We start from the raw sequence: 16,882 nt of genomic DNA on the forward strand, positions 1-16,882 counted from the left end.
GGCGCCTGAGATCAAGATCAAAAGCAGATCAAGATCAACAGCGGCTCGCTTCGCATCGTGGTTACCGTCTTTACTGCTCGCGTTAACCCGTCACTGGGCTGCGCCAGTCATCCGAGCCGGACGTCCCGGCCACTTCGTGAGTCCAGATAATCTTGCGATAGGTGAAGTGCACATCCTCCAGGTGGGTAAAGTGGGCGTTGTCTGGGTCTTGGCAGTTGGGCATGCGAGATTGGATGTCAACGATGGTGGCGCCTTCCAGTTCAATCGTGAAGTAGTGCTCCTGGGTTCCGGCCGAGGAGGTGCGCAGCCACTCCAGGCGGCAGGACACTTCTTCGCCGGTGGTCAGGGCGCTGAACAGCAAGGGTGAGGATTTATCGAGAACCTTGCTGATCATCAGGGGTTTATGCACGCGCTGACCGGTCGGCTGGCCCGATTGCGGGTCGCGGGGAATGATCACCTGATGAGCAAACGCCTGCACCAGAATCTGGTCCTCATGGCCTTCCTGATAAATGTTGCCTACCGAGTCCTGGGTAAATGTGCCTGCCGTAATCAAACCTTGTTTGACACCAGTGATGGAGAGGTACGCGGGTGTGGGCATGACGGGTTTCCTTGCCTGATTGAGTAGGTATTGCCGGGCAGCGAGAGCGCTGAGCGGTCAAGTGCCTTTAACAAGAAGCGTGCCTGAAAGTGTGAGGCTCAATGAAATAAGGGCGAAGAAGACTCAGTGGCCGTTATTGAGGATTTGTTGTAGGGCTGTGGGTGAGTTTTTAGCGCTATTAGTTGCACGCCTATGCGCACTTAGTTGCTCATGTCATGTGTTTTTGTAAATGCAAGGCTGTGGGCGCTTGAGAGTGTTTTCTAGTTGGATAGACTGCGCAAATAACTGCGCATGTCTTTATTTTCAAGCTGCGTAGGATGTTTCTTAAGTTCCGTTCCGTTACTTGCTGATTGTTTTTTTCGTGGCTAAGGTTCGTTCACTTCGATGTGGTTTGAACGGAAGTTAAAAGGTTTTTAACAACGACGTTAATTTTGCCTGTTTTGCCTTGGATGGTTGTGTGCAGCCCAAAATAGTTTATTCAGAACAGCTATATGACTATTGCCAGGAACTTGCCCGGACAGCGTGTACGCCAAGCAGTTTTGTTGGTAGCGACATGCGTTTTTCAAACGAGTTTGAGGTGCTGGAAACCGAGTTGGGCAAGGCTCACTCCATTCATGGTGCGGGGCTGCCGGATTGGCAGAAGATCAGCGAGATCAGCGAGTGCATTTTGCGTGAGCATTCCAAGGATCTGCGCGTCGCCGCCTGGTTGACCTGGGCCCTGTATCAGCGTGATTCATTCGCTGGGTTGCTGGCTGGTCTCGGTGTGCTGCGCGAACTCTGCGAGCACCATTGGACGCAGGTCTATCCAGTTAAGCTGCGTACCCGCGTTGCGGCGTTTGGCTGGTTGGTGTTGCGCCTTGAGCAAGCGTGCGCGCACAACCTGCCGCTCAGTGATCAACGGCCTTTATTCCAGGCGCTGTTGGAACACCTCGAATGTCTCGATCAGATATGGGGTGAACAGCTTGGCAGCGAGGCGCCGCTGCTGTTGCCGGTCCGCCGGCAGCTGTCGGCGCGCTTGGCCCAGGCTGCTGCCGAACCTGGCGACGTCGCGGGCGTCATTGCCCGGGTCAAACCTGCGCCAAGCCCGCTGCCGGCCCCCGAGCAACCGCTCAATAACGAAAAAGACGCGCACAAACGGCTGCGCGCATTGCAGGAGCAGGCTCGGCCTTTATGTACCTGGTGGTTGCGTCAGGATGCGGCCGACCCGCGCGCCTTGCGCCTGGGCCGAACCTTGGCCTGGCTGATGCTCGTCAATTATCCCGACGCCAATAATGAGCGCGTCACGGCGCTGCGCCCATTGGCTACCGACAAGCGCAAGCGCTATCAAGACCGCTTCAGCCAAGGCCATTACGCCGATCTGTTGCTTGAACTCGAGGTCAGCCTGGCCGGTGCAATGTTCTGGTTCGATGGTTTGCGCATGGTCTGGGAGTGCCTGGAGGCCTTGCACGCAGACCTCGCCATGACCGAACTGGAAATGCAATTTGCTCTGCTGCTGCATCGCCTGCCGAACCTGCCTGAGTATCGGTTCGAGGACGGCACGCCCTTTGCCGACTCCGCGACAGGTGAGTGGATCGCATTTCACGTCATGCGTCACCTGCACAAGCCTGAGCCCTCCAATGTCGTCGTCGACAGCGCTGCTCAGCCCTGGGAAGCCGCGTTGCAGGCGGTGATGCCCTGCCTGCGCAAAGACGGGCTCAAGGCCGCGGTGAGTGTGCTCAAGCAAGGGCTGCGGGCGGCGAGCGGTGATCGAGCGCGTTTTCACTGGCACCTGGCGCTGGCCAGGTTGTGTGTGGCGGCCGGCAAGCATGACCTGGCCAGGATCCAGCTGGAACAACTCGACCTGCAATTACAGCGCACGGGCCTGGAAAGTTGGGAGCCGGAGCTGGCCATGCAAGTGGGCCAACTGCTGTATCGCTGCTACGACCTGTTGCCACAAAACCAAGCCGTACAAGACGGAAAAGACACCCTGCATCGCCGGTTATGCCATTTCGACCTGGAAGCAGTACTTGAATAGCGCCTCATCAAAAGGAGAAGCACCATGGCCAAAGACGGTTCGGTAGCCCCCAAGGAACGTATCAATATTACCTTCAAACCCGCGGTCGGTAGCGCTCAGGAAGATGTCGAACTGCCGTTGAAGCTGCTGGTGCTGGGGGATTTTTCCCAGCGCGCGGACCCACGCAAACTCGAAGATCGCAAGCCCATCGGTATCGACAAGCACACCTTTGACGAGGTGTTGGCCAAGCAAGCATTGAGCCTGACGCTGAGCGTTCCCAACCGCCTCCAGGATGCAGCCGACGTGGAAGAACTGCCGGTTCAGGTGCGAATTAACACCATGAAGGACTTCAACCCCGCGAACCTGGTGGAGCAGATCCCGCAATTGCAAAAGTTGATGGCATTGCGTGAGGCATTAGTGGCGCTCAAGGGACCGCTGGGCAATACGCCCAGCTTTCGCAACGCTATCGAGCGGGCGTTGGCCAATGGTGACTCTCGCGCACGAGTGCTCGCCGAACTGGGCCTGGATAGGCCTCAAGCCTGACGTTTTCAGTAAAAGGACACTGACACCATGACCACCATTCAACACGGCACGCAACCCGTACAGGTTATCGAAAGCGGTAGCATCCTCGATAACATCATTTCCCAGACATTGCTCAGCGCCGACGACGAGGCTTATGGCATCGCCAAGCGCGGCGTGTCGGCGTTTATCGCAGAGCTGGTCAAGCCACATAATTGTGACGAACCCGTAAAGAAACGCCTGGTCGACCGGATGATCGCCGAGATCGACACCAAGCTCAGCGAACAAATGGATGAGATCCTTCACCATCCGGACTTTCAGGCGTTGGAGGCTTCGTGGCGAGGCTTGCAGTTGCTGGTCGATCGCACCAATTTTCGCGAGAACATCAAGATCGAACTGCTGAATGTTTCGCGCGAGGACCTGTTGGATGATTTCGAAGATTCATCGGAAATTACCCAGTCCGGGTTATACAAGCACGTCTATAGCGCCGAATACGGTCAGTTCGGCGGTCAGCCAGTGGGCGCGATCATTGCCAATTACTTTCTTTCGCCCAGTGCGCCCGATGTGAAACTGATGCAATACGCATCCAGCGTCGCCGGCATGGCTCACGCGCCCTTTATCGCTGCAGCGGGGCCAAGTTTCTTCGGCTTGGAAAGCTTCACCGGGTTGCCCGACCTGAAGGATCTGCGGGACCATTTCGAAGGCCCGCAGTTTGCCAAATGGCAAAGTTTCCGGCAGAGCGAAGACGCACGATATATTGGCCTCACCGTGCCGCGCTTTTTGCTGCGCACCCCGTATGACCCCCTTGAGTGCCCGGTCAAGACCTTCGCCTACCAGGAGAACGTGGTTAACAGCCACGAGCATTACTTGTGGGGCAATACCGCCTATGCCTTTGCCACTCGCCTGACCGACAGCTTCGCGCGCTTTCGCTGGTGCCCCAACATTATTGGCCCGCAAAGCGGCGGGGCGGTCGAAGACCTGCCGCTACATCACTTCCAGAGCATGGGCGAGATTGAAACCAAGATTCCTACGGAGGTGCTGATTTCGGACCGACGTGAGTACGAGCTGGCACAAGAAGGTTTCATCGCCTTGACCATGCGCAAGGGCAGCGATAACGCAGCGTTTTTTTCCGCCAGCTCCGTGCAGAAGCCCAAATCGTTCGGCATCAGTGAGGAGGGCAAGGCGGCAGAGCTGAATTACCGCTTGGGCACCCAATTGCCCTACATGATGGTGGTCAACCGCCTGGCTCATTACCTCAAAGTGCTGCAACGGGAGCAGTTGGGCGCGTGGAAAGAGCGGACGGACCTGGAGTTGGAACTCAACAAATGGGTTCGCCAATACGTGGCGGACCAGGAAAATCCCAGTGCCGAGGTGCGCGGGCGGCGCCCCTTGCGCGCTGCGCGCATTGTCGTCAGCGATGTCGAGGGCGAGCCTGGCTGGTACCGGGTCAACGTTACGGTACGCCCGCATTTCAAATACATGGGGGCAGACTTCACGTTGTCCCTGGTCGGGAAGCTCGATAAAGAATGAGCAGAAGCCAGGGCATGCTTGAGCACAACAGCCTTTTCGAACGCCTCGAGCAGGGGGCGTCTAACCCGGGTGCCACCGTGGCGTCCATCGCCGCACATTTGGGGAAAATGCTCAGCACTCGTGCGGGCAGTGTCCAGACGCTGCCTGATTATGGCTTGCCTGACCTCAATGACATGCGGCTCAGCTTGCATGAGTCCTTGAGCCAGTCGCGGCTGCATATCGAACGTTTTATCCAGGCCTATGAGCCGCGGCTGACGAATGTACGTGTCAGGCTGTTGCCGGTTGTGCGTGACTCCTTGTCCCTGGCATTCGCCATTGAGGCTGAGCGGATGATTGAGGGCGTACTGCATCCTGTAGTGTTCCACGCGCGCCTCACGGATACCGGGCGGGTTGAGGTCTGTGCCAATGACGCTTAACCGTTATTTTCAAAGCGAACTCAGTGCGTTGCGCCAACTGGGGCGACGTTTTTCCGAACGTAATCCCGCCCTGGCGCCGTTTCTCGGCGAAGCGGGCCAGGACCCGGATGTCGAGCGCTTGCTGGAGGGCTTTGCATTCCTGACCGGGCGCTTGCGTCAGAAGCTGGATGACGAACTGCCGGAGTTGACGCACTCGTTGATGCACTTGCTCTGGCCCCATTACATGCGCCCGATACCGGCCTTCAGCATTTTGCAATTCGACCCGTTGAAACGCGCCGGCCCAAGCGTTCGGGTGGCGCGGGATACCGCCGTGCAAAGCGCTCCCATCCACGGTGAGCGTTGCCAGTTCCGTACATGCTATCCCACCGACGTCATGCCATTGCAACTCATCGACCTGGAATACAAATGCCAGGGCGAAGGGGCCTGGTTGGATTTGCGCCTGTGCATGAGTGTCGACGGCAGCTTCAGTGAGTTGGTATTCGATTCGCTGCGACTGCACCTGGCCGGTGACCACTACATCAGTCAGGGCCTGTACCTGAGCCTATTGCGCCATCTGGCGGGAATCAGCCTGCAGCTCGTGGATCAAGATGGCCTGCCGATCAGCGCAGGCGATGGCCAACCCCTGACGCTGCGGCTCAATGCCAACCAGGTCCGGCCAGTGGGGTTTTCCCAGGAACAGGCGCTGATTCCTTATCCGCAGAACACGCTGGAGGGCTATCGGCACCTGCAGGAGTACTTCGCGTTTCCCGAGAAGTACCTGTTTGTCGATGTCGAAGGCTTGGAGGTGTTGCACACGTTGTCTCACGAATTGCTCCGGCAGGCGCACGGCCTGGTGATGCGTTTCGAGCTCCGCAGTCAGGGCCGCGAGCCCCTGCGTCCTACCCTGGATAACGTGAAGCTGTATTGCACGCCCATCGTCAACCTGTTTACTCAGGATGCAATCCCCATTCGCCTGGACGGTAAACAGGACGAGTACCTCCTGGTGCCTGGGGAATACACGCTGGGCAATGCCAGCGTGTATTCAGTGGACCGGGTCACCGGCTGGCGCCCCGGTGGCTTGGGCTATCAAACCTACGTGCCGTTCGAGTCGTTTGAACATGATTGCCACAGCGAGCCTGTGGCGGCACCGCCCAGCTACAGCATTCGCCAACGTTCGTCGGTTCAACATGGCGGACTCGACACCTGGATGGGGTTCGGTAATCGCCGCAAACAGGGCCAGGAAACCCTGTCGGTCGAACTGACCTGTACCAATTGCAACCTGCCACGGCAATTACGTGCAGGCGATATCAACCAGCCCGGCGAACACACACCGGAGTCGTTGACGTTTCGCAATATCACCGCGCCAACGGCGAGCTACGCACCGCCCCTGGACCAGGATTTCCTGTGGAATCTCATCAGCAATATGTCGCTCAACTACTTGTCGTTGATCGACATCAACGCCTTGAAGGCGATTCTCGCAACCTACGACCTGCCGCGTTATTACGACCGCCAGGCGCTGAAGGTCAGCCAGAAAAGACTGGCGGCTTTGCGCGCCATCCATCATGAGGCGATGGATCGCCTGCATCGTGGGTTGCCCGTGCGAGGGGTGCGGGTCGATCTGACGGTCGATTCCCAAGGCTTTGTCGGCCAGGGCGACTTATTTGTATTCGCTTCGGTCCTCAATCAGTTCTTTGCGCTTTACGCCAGCCTCAATTCCCATCACGAGTTGCGTGTCATCAGCACACAAGGAGACGTGTATTTATGGCCATCCCTGATGGGACAGCAGCCCCTGCTCTGAATCAACTTTGCCGTGGTATCCGTGAATACACGTTGTTCCAGGCGGTTTTGCAGGTGATCGAGCGATTGCGTGAGGCTCATCCGCTGCTGGATGAGGACGCGTTGTACGACCAGTTGGAGTTCCAGGCCAACCCTGGCTTGGGCTTTGCCGCGCACGATATCGACCGAGTGGAGTTCTTTATGGAGCATGGACATTTGCGCGCACGCCTGCGCCTCAATGTACTGGGGTTATTTGGCGCCGGGTCCCCACTGCCTGCGTTTTATGGTGAGCAGGCATTTGCCGAGCAGCCAGGCGGCAACCCGACTCGAGATTTCCTGGATATGTTCCATCATCGCTTGCACCGGCTGATGCTCCCGATCTGGCGCAAGTACCGCTATCGGGCGTGTTTCCGGGCAGGCGCCAATGATGGTTTTTCCGAGCAGATGTTTGCCTTGACGGGTCTGGGCGGCACCGCAATCCGTGGCGCTTCCCAGCTCGATTGCAAACGCCTGCTGCCCTACCTGGGCCTGCTGAGTGTGCGTGTGCACTCGGCGGCGTTGATCGAGTCGGTCCTGCGCTACTACTTCAAGCACGACGCGTTGTTTATCGAGCAGTGGGTTGAACGCCAGGTCGAGATCAGCCCGGTCCAGCGCAATGACCTGGGGCGGGCCAACAGTGTGCTTGGCGAGGACCTGGTGCTGGGGCGCCGCGTCGCTGACCGCAGTGGCAAGTTCAGGGTGCATGTCCGCGCGTTGGGGTGGCAGCGTTTTCACGACTTCCTGCCCACGGGAAAGGCCTATCAGCCGCTGCGTTCGCTGGTGCGCCTGACCCTGCGCGACCCATTGGAATACGACCTGCGTCTGGTACTGGCGCAGGGTCAGATCAGGGCTCTGCACATTGGCGAAAACACGGTTTGCCGCCTGGGTTGGACCACCTGGCTGGGGCACGAGCGGGCCGATGGCGTAGTCACGCTAACCCGTAATTTTCATTAGGGATGAATGGACATGATGAACAGGGATTTGCAACGCATGATCGGCGCACTGTCAGCACGGCTGGAAACAGCATCGGCCCTGGTGGATTTCTGCGGGTGCAACCAATGACCGATAACCTGCCCGGTGGCGGGGCCGACGCGCTGAGGTATGCCGACGCGTTGGCTGCCTGTTTCGCACGCTTGGGGTTCGAGCGTGATGAACACGCTTTACCTGACGGATGTGTCAGCACGGCGGCCCGGCTGAGCCAATCTGACGTCAGCCAATTGTATCTGCTCGATGAAGTGACCGGCCGGCTTGAACTGATCGCCCAACATCTAGCCCAAGTGTCGTCGCTCATCGTCATGCCTCCACGGCCTGGTCAGCATTCCCAACAGTTGCTGCACGACGCCTTGACCCAAGGCACTGGGTTGAGCCTGGAGGATGTGCAAGGCAGCGGCCATGACACAGGTTTTCTGCCCGCATTGGCGACACCATGGCGTGCGCTATTAATCGTGCCGCTGTTCAATCAATGTGAGCGGATAACTGGGGTGCTGGTGTGCGCCCGCCAACAGCCGGCCCAGCTGCAAGGCTACGCCCCCTCGTTGGGGCATTTGGGCAGCTACGCCGTGAACCGGTTACGCGTACTGCGCGGTAGGCAGCCCAACGTCGGCCCAAAGCCCGCAGGCCACAACCCCTTGGTTGGCGCATACGGCCTGATTGGCACCAGCGCGGCAATGGAGCAGGCCTGTCGTTTGATCAGTAAAGTCCTGCACACCCCTTACACCGTGCTGTTGCAGGGTGAGACCGGCACAGGCAAGGAAGTGGTGGCCCGGGCCATACACACGGCCGGGCCGCGCAAGGCCAAGGCCTTTGTCGTGCAGAACTGCGCGGCGTTCCCGGAAGGATTGCTTGAAAGTGAGCTGTTCGGCTACCGCAAAGGTGCGTTCACTGGCGCCGATCGCAATCACGGGGGGCTGTTCGACGCCGCACATGGCGGTACGTTGCTGTTGGATGAGATCGGCGATATGCCGCTGCCCTTGCAAGCCAAGTTGCTGCGGGTATTACAGGAGGGTGAGGTTCGCCCGCTGGGTGCCAGTGCGGCACATAAGGTCGACGTACGCATCATTGCCGCGACCCACCGCGACCTCGCGGCGATGGTCGCCGAAGGGCGCTTTCGCGAAGACCTCTATTACCGACTGGCTCAGTTCCCCATCACCTTACCGGCCCTGCGCGAGCGGGACGGCGATGTGCTGCAACTGGCGCGCCATTTCACAGGCAAGGTGTGCGCGGCGCTGGGGAGGCCACCTGTCGAATGGGCGAATACCGCCCTCGATCAACTCTCCAGCCATGGTTTTCCCGGCAACGTACGCGAGCTCAAATGCCTGGTGGAACGCGCCGTGTTGTTGTGTGACGACAGCGTGATTCGGCCCGAGCACCTGGCACTGCCGCCGGCACCAGAGCCGGCCACTCCCGATGACGTGACGCTGCGCCAGCGGATGGAGCGAGTGGAGCGTACGTTCCTGCTCGACTGCCTGCACAAGAACCATGGCAATCGCACGCGCACCGCGCGGGAGCTGGGGGTCGCCCGGCGCACCCTGCTTTACCGTCTTGCCCGTTTGAACATTCCCTTTGGCGATGCCCGGGAGGAACGCTGAATGGTGCACTTGATTTTTACTGTGGGAGAAACCTGATGCCTGATCGTCCATGGCACGTCGTCGTGCTGGTGATGTGTTTGCTGGGAGGCTGTAACGCTAACTATGTGTTCGATGATGCCGAGTACCACCCCTTGGGTGACCCGCAGGCGATCATTCGTGGCCGCTGAAAGGAGGGGGCATGAAGCTGCAGCTTGTGTTTGAGGTCTGCGCGTGCGAAAGCGACCAGAGCCTACTTTTGGCCCGCAAAGTATTTGACGGTGCAGGCGGCGTGATCGGGCGTGGTCCTGGATGTGACTGGGTGATCCCTGACGCCAGCCGCGTACTCTCCAGCCATCATGGATTGATCGGTTACCGTGAAGGACGTTATTTCCTCACGGATATCAGCCGCAACGGTATCGGGATGGCCAAGAGTCCTGAGCGCCTGCGCAAGGGGCAGGCACGATTGATCAGTGACGGCGACGTATTCGAGTTGGGGGTGTTGACGATACGTGCGCGATTGCTGGAATCGCCGCGACCTTCCGACGAGCTGCTGGCGCCAGCGGCGGTGCCGATCCCCGATGACGCTTTCCTGTCGCTGGACCCGTTGCATGGTTTGGATCTTGATCGGCAGATGCGGGCCACGTCGGATGATCTGGAGGCCTTGAACAAGAGCGCCGATGAGCAAGCGGTATGGGCAGATCACTATGGGGCCGATTGCGAGCACGTGGTATTGCCGCGGCGGCAAGACCCTTCGATGGAGGTTACCGCGGTACCCGCTGTCGCGTCGACGCTGTCGACCGACGAGGTGTTCTGGTCGCAATTTGCAGCGGTCCTGGGTATGGACCTGACGGCCCTCGACACACCGGCCCGGGAGGCATTGGCGATCAAGGTGGCACGCTTGTTTCGGGTGACGATCGAAGGGCTGCAACAAGGTTTGCGCACCCGTGAAGAACTGAATAACGAACTGGGTATGGCGCCGTTCGCCAGTCAGGGCTCCGGCCAGAATCCCTTGAAAGTGTATAGCGACACCGATGCTGCTTTATCCGCGATGCTCGATACCCGGGAGTTGGGTCAACTGCCCGCGGTGCGCGCCATTGCCCAGGTGCACCTGGAACTGCAGGTGCATCAGGTTGCGTTGCTGGCCGCTTGTCGAAGCGCCATGCGTAATGCCCGTGCTGTCTTTGAACCCAGCCATCTGTTGGGGTGTTTTGCGTCCCAGGGCAAGCCTGCCGGGTTTTTCTCCGATGGCGGGCGGTGGCGTGCCTACCAGCGTTACTACCAGCGTGTGGTGGCGCAAGAACAGTTGAATGATCGCCCGTTGGCCGGCGACTTCGCCAAGGCTTATGAGGAGCAGGTGCGCCTGATCTCCAGCCTGCACATTGATTTTCCAGGATGATAATCATGTATCGAGCCACCCTTGTTTCGTTGTTGCTCTTGTGCGGGCTGTTGGCGGGTTGCAGCGCCGTCTCGCCATTTTCCACGCTGACCAAGCTGGACGTGGTGCTGACTGCCAGCGAGCACGTCAACCCGGACTTGCACGGTCGTCCTTCTCCCGTGGTGGTGCAGTTGATCGAACTGCGCCATGGCGTTGCCTTTGAACATGCCGACTTCTTCAGCCTGTATGGCAATGCGCAGCACACGCTGCCAAAGGACTGGGTCGGCAGCGAGGAGGTTGAGCTGCGCCCGGGTGACCGGCTGGCGCTCAAACTGCGCATCGCTCCCGACAGTCGTTTTGTGGGAGTACTGGCCGCTTTTCGAGACTTGCCCCATGTCCAGTGGCGGCTGCTGGTGCCCTTGACGGTACAGCAACGCAACCGTGTCGAGCTGGTGCTGGACCAGGGCGGTATACGTGTTGCTGACCCTCTCGCCGGTGTGGAGGCGCAATAACATGCAGGTTCATAAAGTTATCTGGCAGGAAGGCATGCTGTTGCGGCCACAGCACTTGCAACACAACGACCGTTATTACCACCAGCAGCTCAATCAGACCCGCCTGCTGGGCAGTGACACCTGGGGTTTGCTCACGTTCGAGCTCAATACGCAGTACCTCAAGTTGGGCAAGCTGGTGGTCAACCAGGCCAGCGGCGTGTTGCCGGACGGCAGCCTGTTTGACTTGAATGCTGCCATGGAGCCGCTGGTGGTGCAGGTGCCAGAGGGTTCGGGCGCGCAAGGGGTTTACCTGGCACTGCCGCTGGTCAGCGGCAGTCACCTTGAAGCCCGCCGGCCTGAGCAAAGTGACGTGTTGGCGCGCTACCTCAGCTGTGAAGTGGAAGTGGGGGATTCCAACGTGGGGGCGGATACGCGTTGCCGAATCCACTGCGCGCGCCCGGACTTACGTCTTCTGTTGGGTGAACAGCCGGGTGACCAGCTCTTCATCAAGCTCAAGGTGGCCCAGGTACTCGACGCCAGCGGTGAAGGCGGTGTGAACCTGGATACGGCGTTCATCCCGACGTTTATCTTCGTGCAGGAGCATGGGTACGTGGCGTCGTGTCTCAAGGAGGTGATTGGCCTGCTTGCCAGTCGGGGCGATGCCATCGCGGCGCGCATTCGTGGCGAGAGCACGACCCAAGGCACACAAATCGCCGATTTCCTGATGCTGCAAGTGATCAATCGTAGTGAGCTGGAGCTGCGCCACTGCCTGAGCCAGACGCGGGTGCGGCCTGAAGCGGTGTTTCGTGCGCTGGTGTCGCTGCTCGGGGAGCTATCAACCTTCACCACTGAAAGTAAACGCGCGCAGTTGGATGTTCACTATCAACACGGCGATCAGGGCGCCAGTTTTCGCGGGCTGATGGCGCAGGTACGTACGGCACTGTCGGTGGTGCTGGAGCAACAGGCGATCAAGTTGGCATTGCAGCCTCGCCAGTACGGGGTGCTGGTATGCCCGGTCAGCGAGTTGAAACTGCTTGGCACCGCCACCTTCATCCTGGCGGCCACCGCGCAGTGTGAGGCGCAGGAATTGCGCCAGCGCCTGCCAGCCCACCTGAAAGTCGCGCCGGTTGAGCGCATACGCGAGTTGGTCAACCTGCACTTGGCCGGTATCAAGGTCAAGCCTTTGCCAGTGGCGCCGCGACAGATTCCTTTCCATGCCAGCAAGACCTATTTCGTGCTCGATATGAGCCCCCGTGATATCGCACAGCTGGAACAGTCGGGTGGTTTCGCTTTCCACGTCGGGGGTGAATTCACCGGGCTTGAACTCGACTTCTGGGCCATCAGGAACTGAATGCCATGGACAGTGAATACACCCAGGATGAAAAAACCGTCCTGCTCGACCGGGAGACTCATGAGCCTGCCCAGGGGCCGTTGACGGATTTCCCATCGCCGCCGCGCTACGAACAGTTGGAAGACCGCATGATCTACGCCGGCCACAGGCTCGATACGCATAGCTTTCAGACAGGGTTCAACCCGCTGGTAGCCGCAGCCTTGGCGGTATTGTTCGAGGTTATTGGGATCAGGGTCTGCTCCGGCCGTGAAAACCTGGGCACGCTCAACGACCGATTAGTGTTGGCGGTGACTCAGTTCGAAACCCGCGCCTTGCAGGGCGGCGTGGAGAACAGCCAGGTCATGTCGGCGCGCTATGTGTTGTGCAGCGTGATCGACGAGGCGGTGGTGACGACACCGTGGGGGGCGCAAAGCGAATGGTCGAAGATGAGCCTGTTGAGCCGCTTCCATAACGAAACCTTTGGCGGCGAAAAAGTATTCCAGTTGCTGGAGCGCCTCACGCGCGACCCGGTGAAGCACCTGGCGATGCTGGAGTTGCTGTATCTGTGCCTGTCCCTGGGGTTCGAAGGCAAATACCGGGTGATGGAGCGGGGCGTGACGCAACTTGAGGCTGTCCGCGATGCCTTGTATCGCCAGATCAGGCACGTACGTGGGGAGCCGGCGGCGCAAGCGCTACTGCCTGCCCAGCAGCGGGCCGACCGGCGCAAGCAGGTGCGGGTCATCCCTGCCACTTGGTGGGTCGGCCTCACCTTGGTGTGTGTGTTGGCGATGTACACAGGGTTTGCCTGGGTGCTGAGCAACGAGCGTACAAACGCGCTGCACCCCCTTCAACTTTCGGCGTCGGATCTGGTCCGCACGCCCTTGTAAACGCTGGGAGCAATGAATGATCGCATTCTTCAAGGGGGTGGGCACCGTGCTGGGCAGGGTTTGGGTGTGGAGCCTGTTGCTGGTGCTTTCCTGCGCGGCAATGGTGTGGTTCTTGGGGCCGCTGCTGGCAGTGGATGATCACCGTATCTGGGCCGGGGCGACTGCTCGGTTGGTCACCATCAGCGGTGTGTTCTTGCTATGGGGACTGGCGATGGCGTTTGTGGGCCCAGGTTTTGCCGCCTGGCGCCAAAGACCAGAACGCGAGGTGCGCCGACAGCCGATGACGGGGGTGGAGGACGAACGCCGGCACCTGCGCAGTCGGTTCAAGAAAGCCGTGCACCTGCTCAAGATATCCCGCCATTATGGAGAGCGTAACGCGCGTTGGCGTCATGAGTTGCCCTGGTACCTGTTGATCGGTGAGCCGGGCAGTGGCAAGACACAGCTGCTGGCGGCAGCGGGCTTGCCGCTGGCGCTGGACCACGCGCAAACACGGCCGATCGGTAGCAGTGCCCATTGTGACTGGTATTTCGGCGACGAAGGCGTGCTGATCGACACCCCGGGACGCTACCTTACCCAGCCCGACTCTTCAGTGGACGCCGCAGGCTGGATCACCTTGCTGCATCTGCTCCGGTGGCGCCGTCGAGTGCGGCCGCTCAGCGGTGTGGTGGTGACGCTATCGGTCGACATGCTGTCGAGCACCAACGAATACGACCTGGATCATCACGCACGCCATGTACACTCGCGCCTGCAAGAGATCCAACAGACGTTGCATGTGGATGTGCCGATTTACCTGGTGTTGACCCACGCCGACCGATTGCCGGGATTCGCTGAATTCTTCGACTCACCCATTGGAGAGAGTGCCGACAGCGTGTTGGGTCAGCACCTGCAAGGTTGCGCCGACGGTACTGACACAACACAGGTCCGTCAGGCGGTCGAGCAATTATTGCAGCGCTTGAACAGTGAGCTGATTGGGCGACTGCATCAGGAGCGCAATGTCGAGCGACGTGGGCAGATGCTGGAGTTTCCCCAGCAGGCAGCACGAATGGGGGAGCGCGTCAGCCTGTTCGTTGACATGGCGTTTTGCGCACATCGCTACCAACCCATCAACGGTTTGCGAGGGTTCTTCTTGACCTGCGCCGATGGCAGGCACCCGCGCTTTGTGCAGGGCCTGTTCAGCCAGGTGATCTTCGCCGAGGCCGACCTTGCGGGTTTGCAGGCTCAGGAACAACAACGTCTGCGTTGGCGCCAGGGCGCGCAGGCGGTGGCTGCAGCGCTGGTTATTGGCGGTGTCGGCGGGCTATGGGGGCACAGTTACTCAGTCAACCACCAACGCTTGGCGCAATTGTCGGCGCTGACCTCACACCCGCCGCTCGCCCTTGCGGCCGACGATGAAAGTACGGCGCTGTTGGCGCTGTTGGACGCGCGACTGGCGGCGACGCAGGTTTTTCCTGGGCCGGCAGATGTACGCCTGGTGGAGCGCACCGGGCTGTATCAGGGCGAACTGAGCCGTCCCAGCGTCGATCAAGCCTATGATCACGCGCTGCAAAAGCCATTTCTGGCCTGGACAGCCGCCCAGTTGGAAGAACAGGTAATTGCCAGCCTCGGGGACCGGGAGCGGCTGCTCGACGACCTGCGTGCCTACCTGATGCTCAATCTGCGCGAACGCCGTGACACGACCTGGCTGGCAGAACATATTGCAAGCCTTTGGTCGGTGCGGTTTGCCGGGGATATGCCAACACAGAAGCGCCTCAATGTGCACCTTGCGCGGCTGCTGGAGCAACCTTTTGTGGTGTCACTCAACGCGGAGCGGGTGGCCCAGGCCCGTGAAGCGCTGAGGGGCGAATCGTTGGCCGATGGGGTCTATCGGGTATTGCGCGAACAAGCGCGCAGCCTGGAGCCGTTGCGGCTGGCCGAGGGTAAGGTGTTCGCCGCTATCGATCCGCCTGTGCCGGGGTTCTATACCAAACGCTATGTGCAGTACTTTGAGGCGCAGGGCCCGCGGTTGGTAAACGCCATCACCCAGGACAACTGGGTGCTCGGCGAGGGTACCGACCTGGGGACCGAGGACTTGCGGCGCCTGATGGCTGAACTGCAGCAACGTTATTTCAGCGAGTATGCCGATGCCTGGAGCGATGCGCTTGGCCGAGTCAGGCTGCAAGAGACTGACAACCTGCGCCAGGATGCCGAGCAACTGATGAACCTGACGTCGGCGCAATCGCCTTTGATTCGTCTCTTGCAACAGGTGCGTGAAAATACGCGTTTGTTGCCAAGCCATGGACTGCTGGACAAAGTGGCCCAGCAGTCGGCAGACCTGGGCGAGATGGCCAAGTCGAGGTTGACGGCGGGGCAGGCGGGTATTGTCGAGGCTCCGCGGCGCGCCTTGCAGCGCCGCTTTGAGCCTTTGCATCAATTGCTGGATGAGCAGCAGAACCCCGGCGTAGAGCTGACTCAGGCCTTGCGTCTGCTGGATGAAGTGCACCTGCATTTGACGGCCTTGAACCGGGACAGCGCACCCGAGCAGGCCGCCTTCCTGCGTGCCAGGCAGCGCATGGAGGGCCAGCAGGATGCATTGGGCCATCTGCGAGACGCCGCCGCTCGCCTGCCGCTGCCCGTTGCCGGCTGGCTCGAAAGTATGGCGGATGACAGTTGGCGGCATTTGCTGGAACAGGCCTATGTGCACGTCAACCAACGTTATCAGAGCGAGGTGCATAGCCTTTATGCCAAGGCCATTGGCCGACGTTACCCATTCAATGCGCACGCCAGCAGTGAGGTCGCCCTTCACGATTTTCAGGAGTTCTTCAAGCCACGCGGGGTGATGGCGCGCTTTTATGAGGGCTACCTGCGGCCTTTTATCAGTGCCGACGGCAGCCGCTACCGATTGCGTGGGCTGGATGGCCAGAGTTTGCCGGTTTCCCGTGCGCTGCTGGAGCAATTGATGAAGACCCAGGTCATCCGCCGCGGCTTTTTTACCGAAGACGCGGGGGAGTTGTCCGTGCGATTCACCTTGGCACCCTACAGCCTGGACCCATCGGTCAGCCGAGCGATCCTGCGGTTTGGCGACCAGCAATTGGAGTATCGCCACGGTCCGATCGTACCCATGACGTTCCATTGGCCCACCGACGCAGACAATGGGCGCAGCAGCCTCGTCTTGGAGAGAGGCGCGGAGCAGCGCCCCTTGGGCATCGAAAAAGACACTGGAGCGTGGTCGTTGTTCCGGTTTCTGGACCTGCTGCAGAAAGAGCCCGCCAGCGGCCGTAATATACAGATCCTCAAGGCAGACCTCGCCGGCCTGCGCGCCAATTACCGGCTCACCAGCCAGCGTACGCCCGGTCCGTTTGACATGGACACATGGCGCACCTTTCGCCTGCCGGAGCAGCTGTGA

Annotated in this window: 14 protein-coding genes; 13 read left to right on the top strand and 1 reads right to left on the bottom strand. The window is 59.8% G+C overall.

Annotated elements, in window-relative coordinates:
- Positions 1-82 precede the first annotated feature (82 nt).
- Complete coding sequence (locus BMH52_RS06045; protein WP_073843168.1) at positions 83-598, bottom strand: Hcp family type VI secretion system effector; 516 nt, start codon at positions 596-598, stop codon at positions 83-85.
- A 469-nt stretch (positions 599-1,067) separates the two neighbouring features.
- On the opposite strand from BMH52_RS06045, the gene tssA reads away from it, so the two are divergent.
- The 13 genes from tssA (at position 1,068) to tssM (ending at position 16,882) form a co-directional block, all read left to right on the top strand.
- Entirely contained in the window at positions 1,068-2,612 is a 1,545-nt protein-coding gene (gene tssA / locus BMH52_RS06050; RefSeq protein ID WP_177345077.1) for a type VI secretion system protein TssA, read from the top strand.
- A 24-nt stretch (positions 2,613-2,636) separates the two neighbouring features.
- Positions 2,637-3,134, top strand: coding sequence for a type VI secretion system contractile sheath small subunit (gene tssB / locus BMH52_RS06055; RefSeq protein WP_014718216.1), 498 nt, complete (start codon positions 2,637-2,639; stop codon positions 3,132-3,134).
- A gap of 27 nt (positions 3,135-3,161) precedes the next feature.
- On the top strand, positions 3,162-4,640 hold the full coding sequence (gene tssC / locus BMH52_RS06060; RefSeq protein WP_014718217.1) for a type VI secretion system contractile sheath large subunit: 1,479 nt from the start codon (positions 3,162-3,164) through the stop codon (positions 4,638-4,640).
- Between the two features lie 14 nt (positions 4,641-4,654).
- Positions 4,655-5,056, top strand: coding sequence for a type VI secretion system baseplate subunit TssE (gene tssE, locus BMH52_RS06065; protein WP_014718218.1), 402 nt, complete (start codon positions 4,655-4,657; stop codon positions 5,054-5,056).
- Entirely contained in the window at positions 5,046-6,833 is a 1,788-nt protein-coding gene (gene tssF, locus BMH52_RS06070) for a type VI secretion system baseplate subunit TssF (protein ID WP_073843172.1), read from the top strand. Before tssE ends, tssF begins: the two co-directional genes overlap by 11 nt.
- Complete coding sequence (tssG, locus tag BMH52_RS06075) at positions 6,797-7,804, top strand: type VI secretion system baseplate subunit TssG (RefSeq protein ID WP_072434670.1); 1,008 nt, start codon at positions 6,797-6,799, stop codon at positions 7,802-7,804. Before tssF ends, tssG begins: the two co-directional genes overlap by 37 nt.
- 104 nt (positions 7,805-7,908) lie before the next feature.
- Positions 7,909-9,438, top strand: a complete 1,530-nt coding sequence (locus BMH52_RS06080) for a sigma-54-dependent Fis family transcriptional regulator (protein WP_072434472.1) — start codon at positions 7,909-7,911, stop codon at positions 9,436-9,438.
- Between the two features lie 35 nt (positions 9,439-9,473).
- Entirely contained in the window at positions 9,474-9,605 is a 132-nt protein-coding gene (locus BMH52_RS06085) for a hypothetical protein (RefSeq protein ID WP_032896909.1), read from the top strand.
- Between the two features lie 11 nt (positions 9,606-9,616).
- Complete coding sequence (gene tagH / locus BMH52_RS06090) at positions 9,617-10,813, top strand: type VI secretion system-associated FHA domain protein TagH (protein ID WP_072434473.1); 1,197 nt, start codon at positions 9,617-9,619, stop codon at positions 10,811-10,813.
- Between the two features lie 5 nt (positions 10,814-10,818).
- Positions 10,819-11,304, top strand: coding sequence for a type VI secretion system lipoprotein TssJ (gene tssJ / locus BMH52_RS06095; RefSeq protein WP_072434474.1), 486 nt, complete (start codon positions 10,819-10,821; stop codon positions 11,302-11,304).
- 1 nt (position 11,305) lies between these two features.
- The gene (gene tssK, locus BMH52_RS06100; protein ID WP_072434475.1) at positions 11,306-12,634 is read left to right on the top strand and encodes a type VI secretion system baseplate subunit TssK; all 1,329 of its coding nucleotides are present in this window, start codon (positions 11,306-11,308) and stop codon (positions 12,632-12,634) included.
- A gap of 5 nt (positions 12,635-12,639) precedes the next feature.
- Positions 12,640-13,500, top strand: a complete 861-nt coding sequence (gene icmH, locus BMH52_RS06105) for a type IVB secretion system protein IcmH/DotU (RefSeq protein ID WP_073843174.1) — start codon at positions 12,640-12,642, stop codon at positions 13,498-13,500.
- Positions 13,501-13,516: 16 nt separating this feature from the next.
- Positions 13,517-16,882, top strand: coding sequence for a type VI secretion system membrane subunit TssM (gene tssM / locus BMH52_RS06110; RefSeq protein ID WP_072434477.1), 3,366 nt, complete (start codon positions 13,517-13,519; stop codon positions 16,880-16,882).

This window comes from Pseudomonas sp. BTN1, from assembly GCF_001907715.1.
Lineage (GTDB): Bacteria > Pseudomonadota > Gammaproteobacteria > Pseudomonadales > Pseudomonadaceae > Aquipseudomonas > Aquipseudomonas paracarnis.

Coding starts and splice junctions, on each gene's coding strand:
- BMH52_RS06045 (WP_073843168.1), bottom strand. CDS start 598: ATGCCCACACCCGCGTACCTCTCCATCACTGGTGTCAAACAAGGTTTG.
- tssB (WP_014718216.1), top strand. CDS start 2,637: ATGGCCAAAGACGGTTCGGTAGCCCCCAAGGAACGTATCAATATTACC.
- tssC (WP_014718217.1), top strand. CDS start 3,162: ATGACCACCATTCAACACGGCACGCAACCCGTACAGGTTATCGAAAGC.
- tssE (WP_014718218.1), top strand. CDS start 4,655: ATGCTTGAGCACAACAGCCTTTTCGAACGCCTCGAGCAGGGGGCGTCT.
- tssF (WP_073843172.1), top strand. CDS start 5,046: ATGACGCTTAACCGTTATTTTCAAAGCGAACTCAGTGCGTTGCGCCAA.
- tssG (WP_072434670.1), top strand. CDS start 6,797: ATGGCCATCCCTGATGGGACAGCAGCCCCTGCTCTGAATCAACTTTGC.
- BMH52_RS06080 (WP_072434472.1), top strand. CDS start 7,909: ATGACCGATAACCTGCCCGGTGGCGGGGCCGACGCGCTGAGGTATGCC.
- BMH52_RS06085 (WP_032896909.1), top strand. CDS start 9,474: ATGCCTGATCGTCCATGGCACGTCGTCGTGCTGGTGATGTGTTTGCTG.
- tagH (WP_072434473.1), top strand. CDS start 9,617: ATGAAGCTGCAGCTTGTGTTTGAGGTCTGCGCGTGCGAAAGCGACCAG.
- tssJ (WP_072434474.1), top strand. CDS start 10,819: ATGTATCGAGCCACCCTTGTTTCGTTGTTGCTCTTGTGCGGGCTGTTG.
- tssK (WP_072434475.1), top strand. CDS start 11,306: ATGCAGGTTCATAAAGTTATCTGGCAGGAAGGCATGCTGTTGCGGCCA.
- icmH (WP_073843174.1), top strand. CDS start 12,640: ATGGACAGTGAATACACCCAGGATGAAAAAACCGTCCTGCTCGACCGG.
- tssM (WP_072434477.1), top strand. CDS start 13,517: ATGATCGCATTCTTCAAGGGGGTGGGCACCGTGCTGGGCAGGGTTTGG.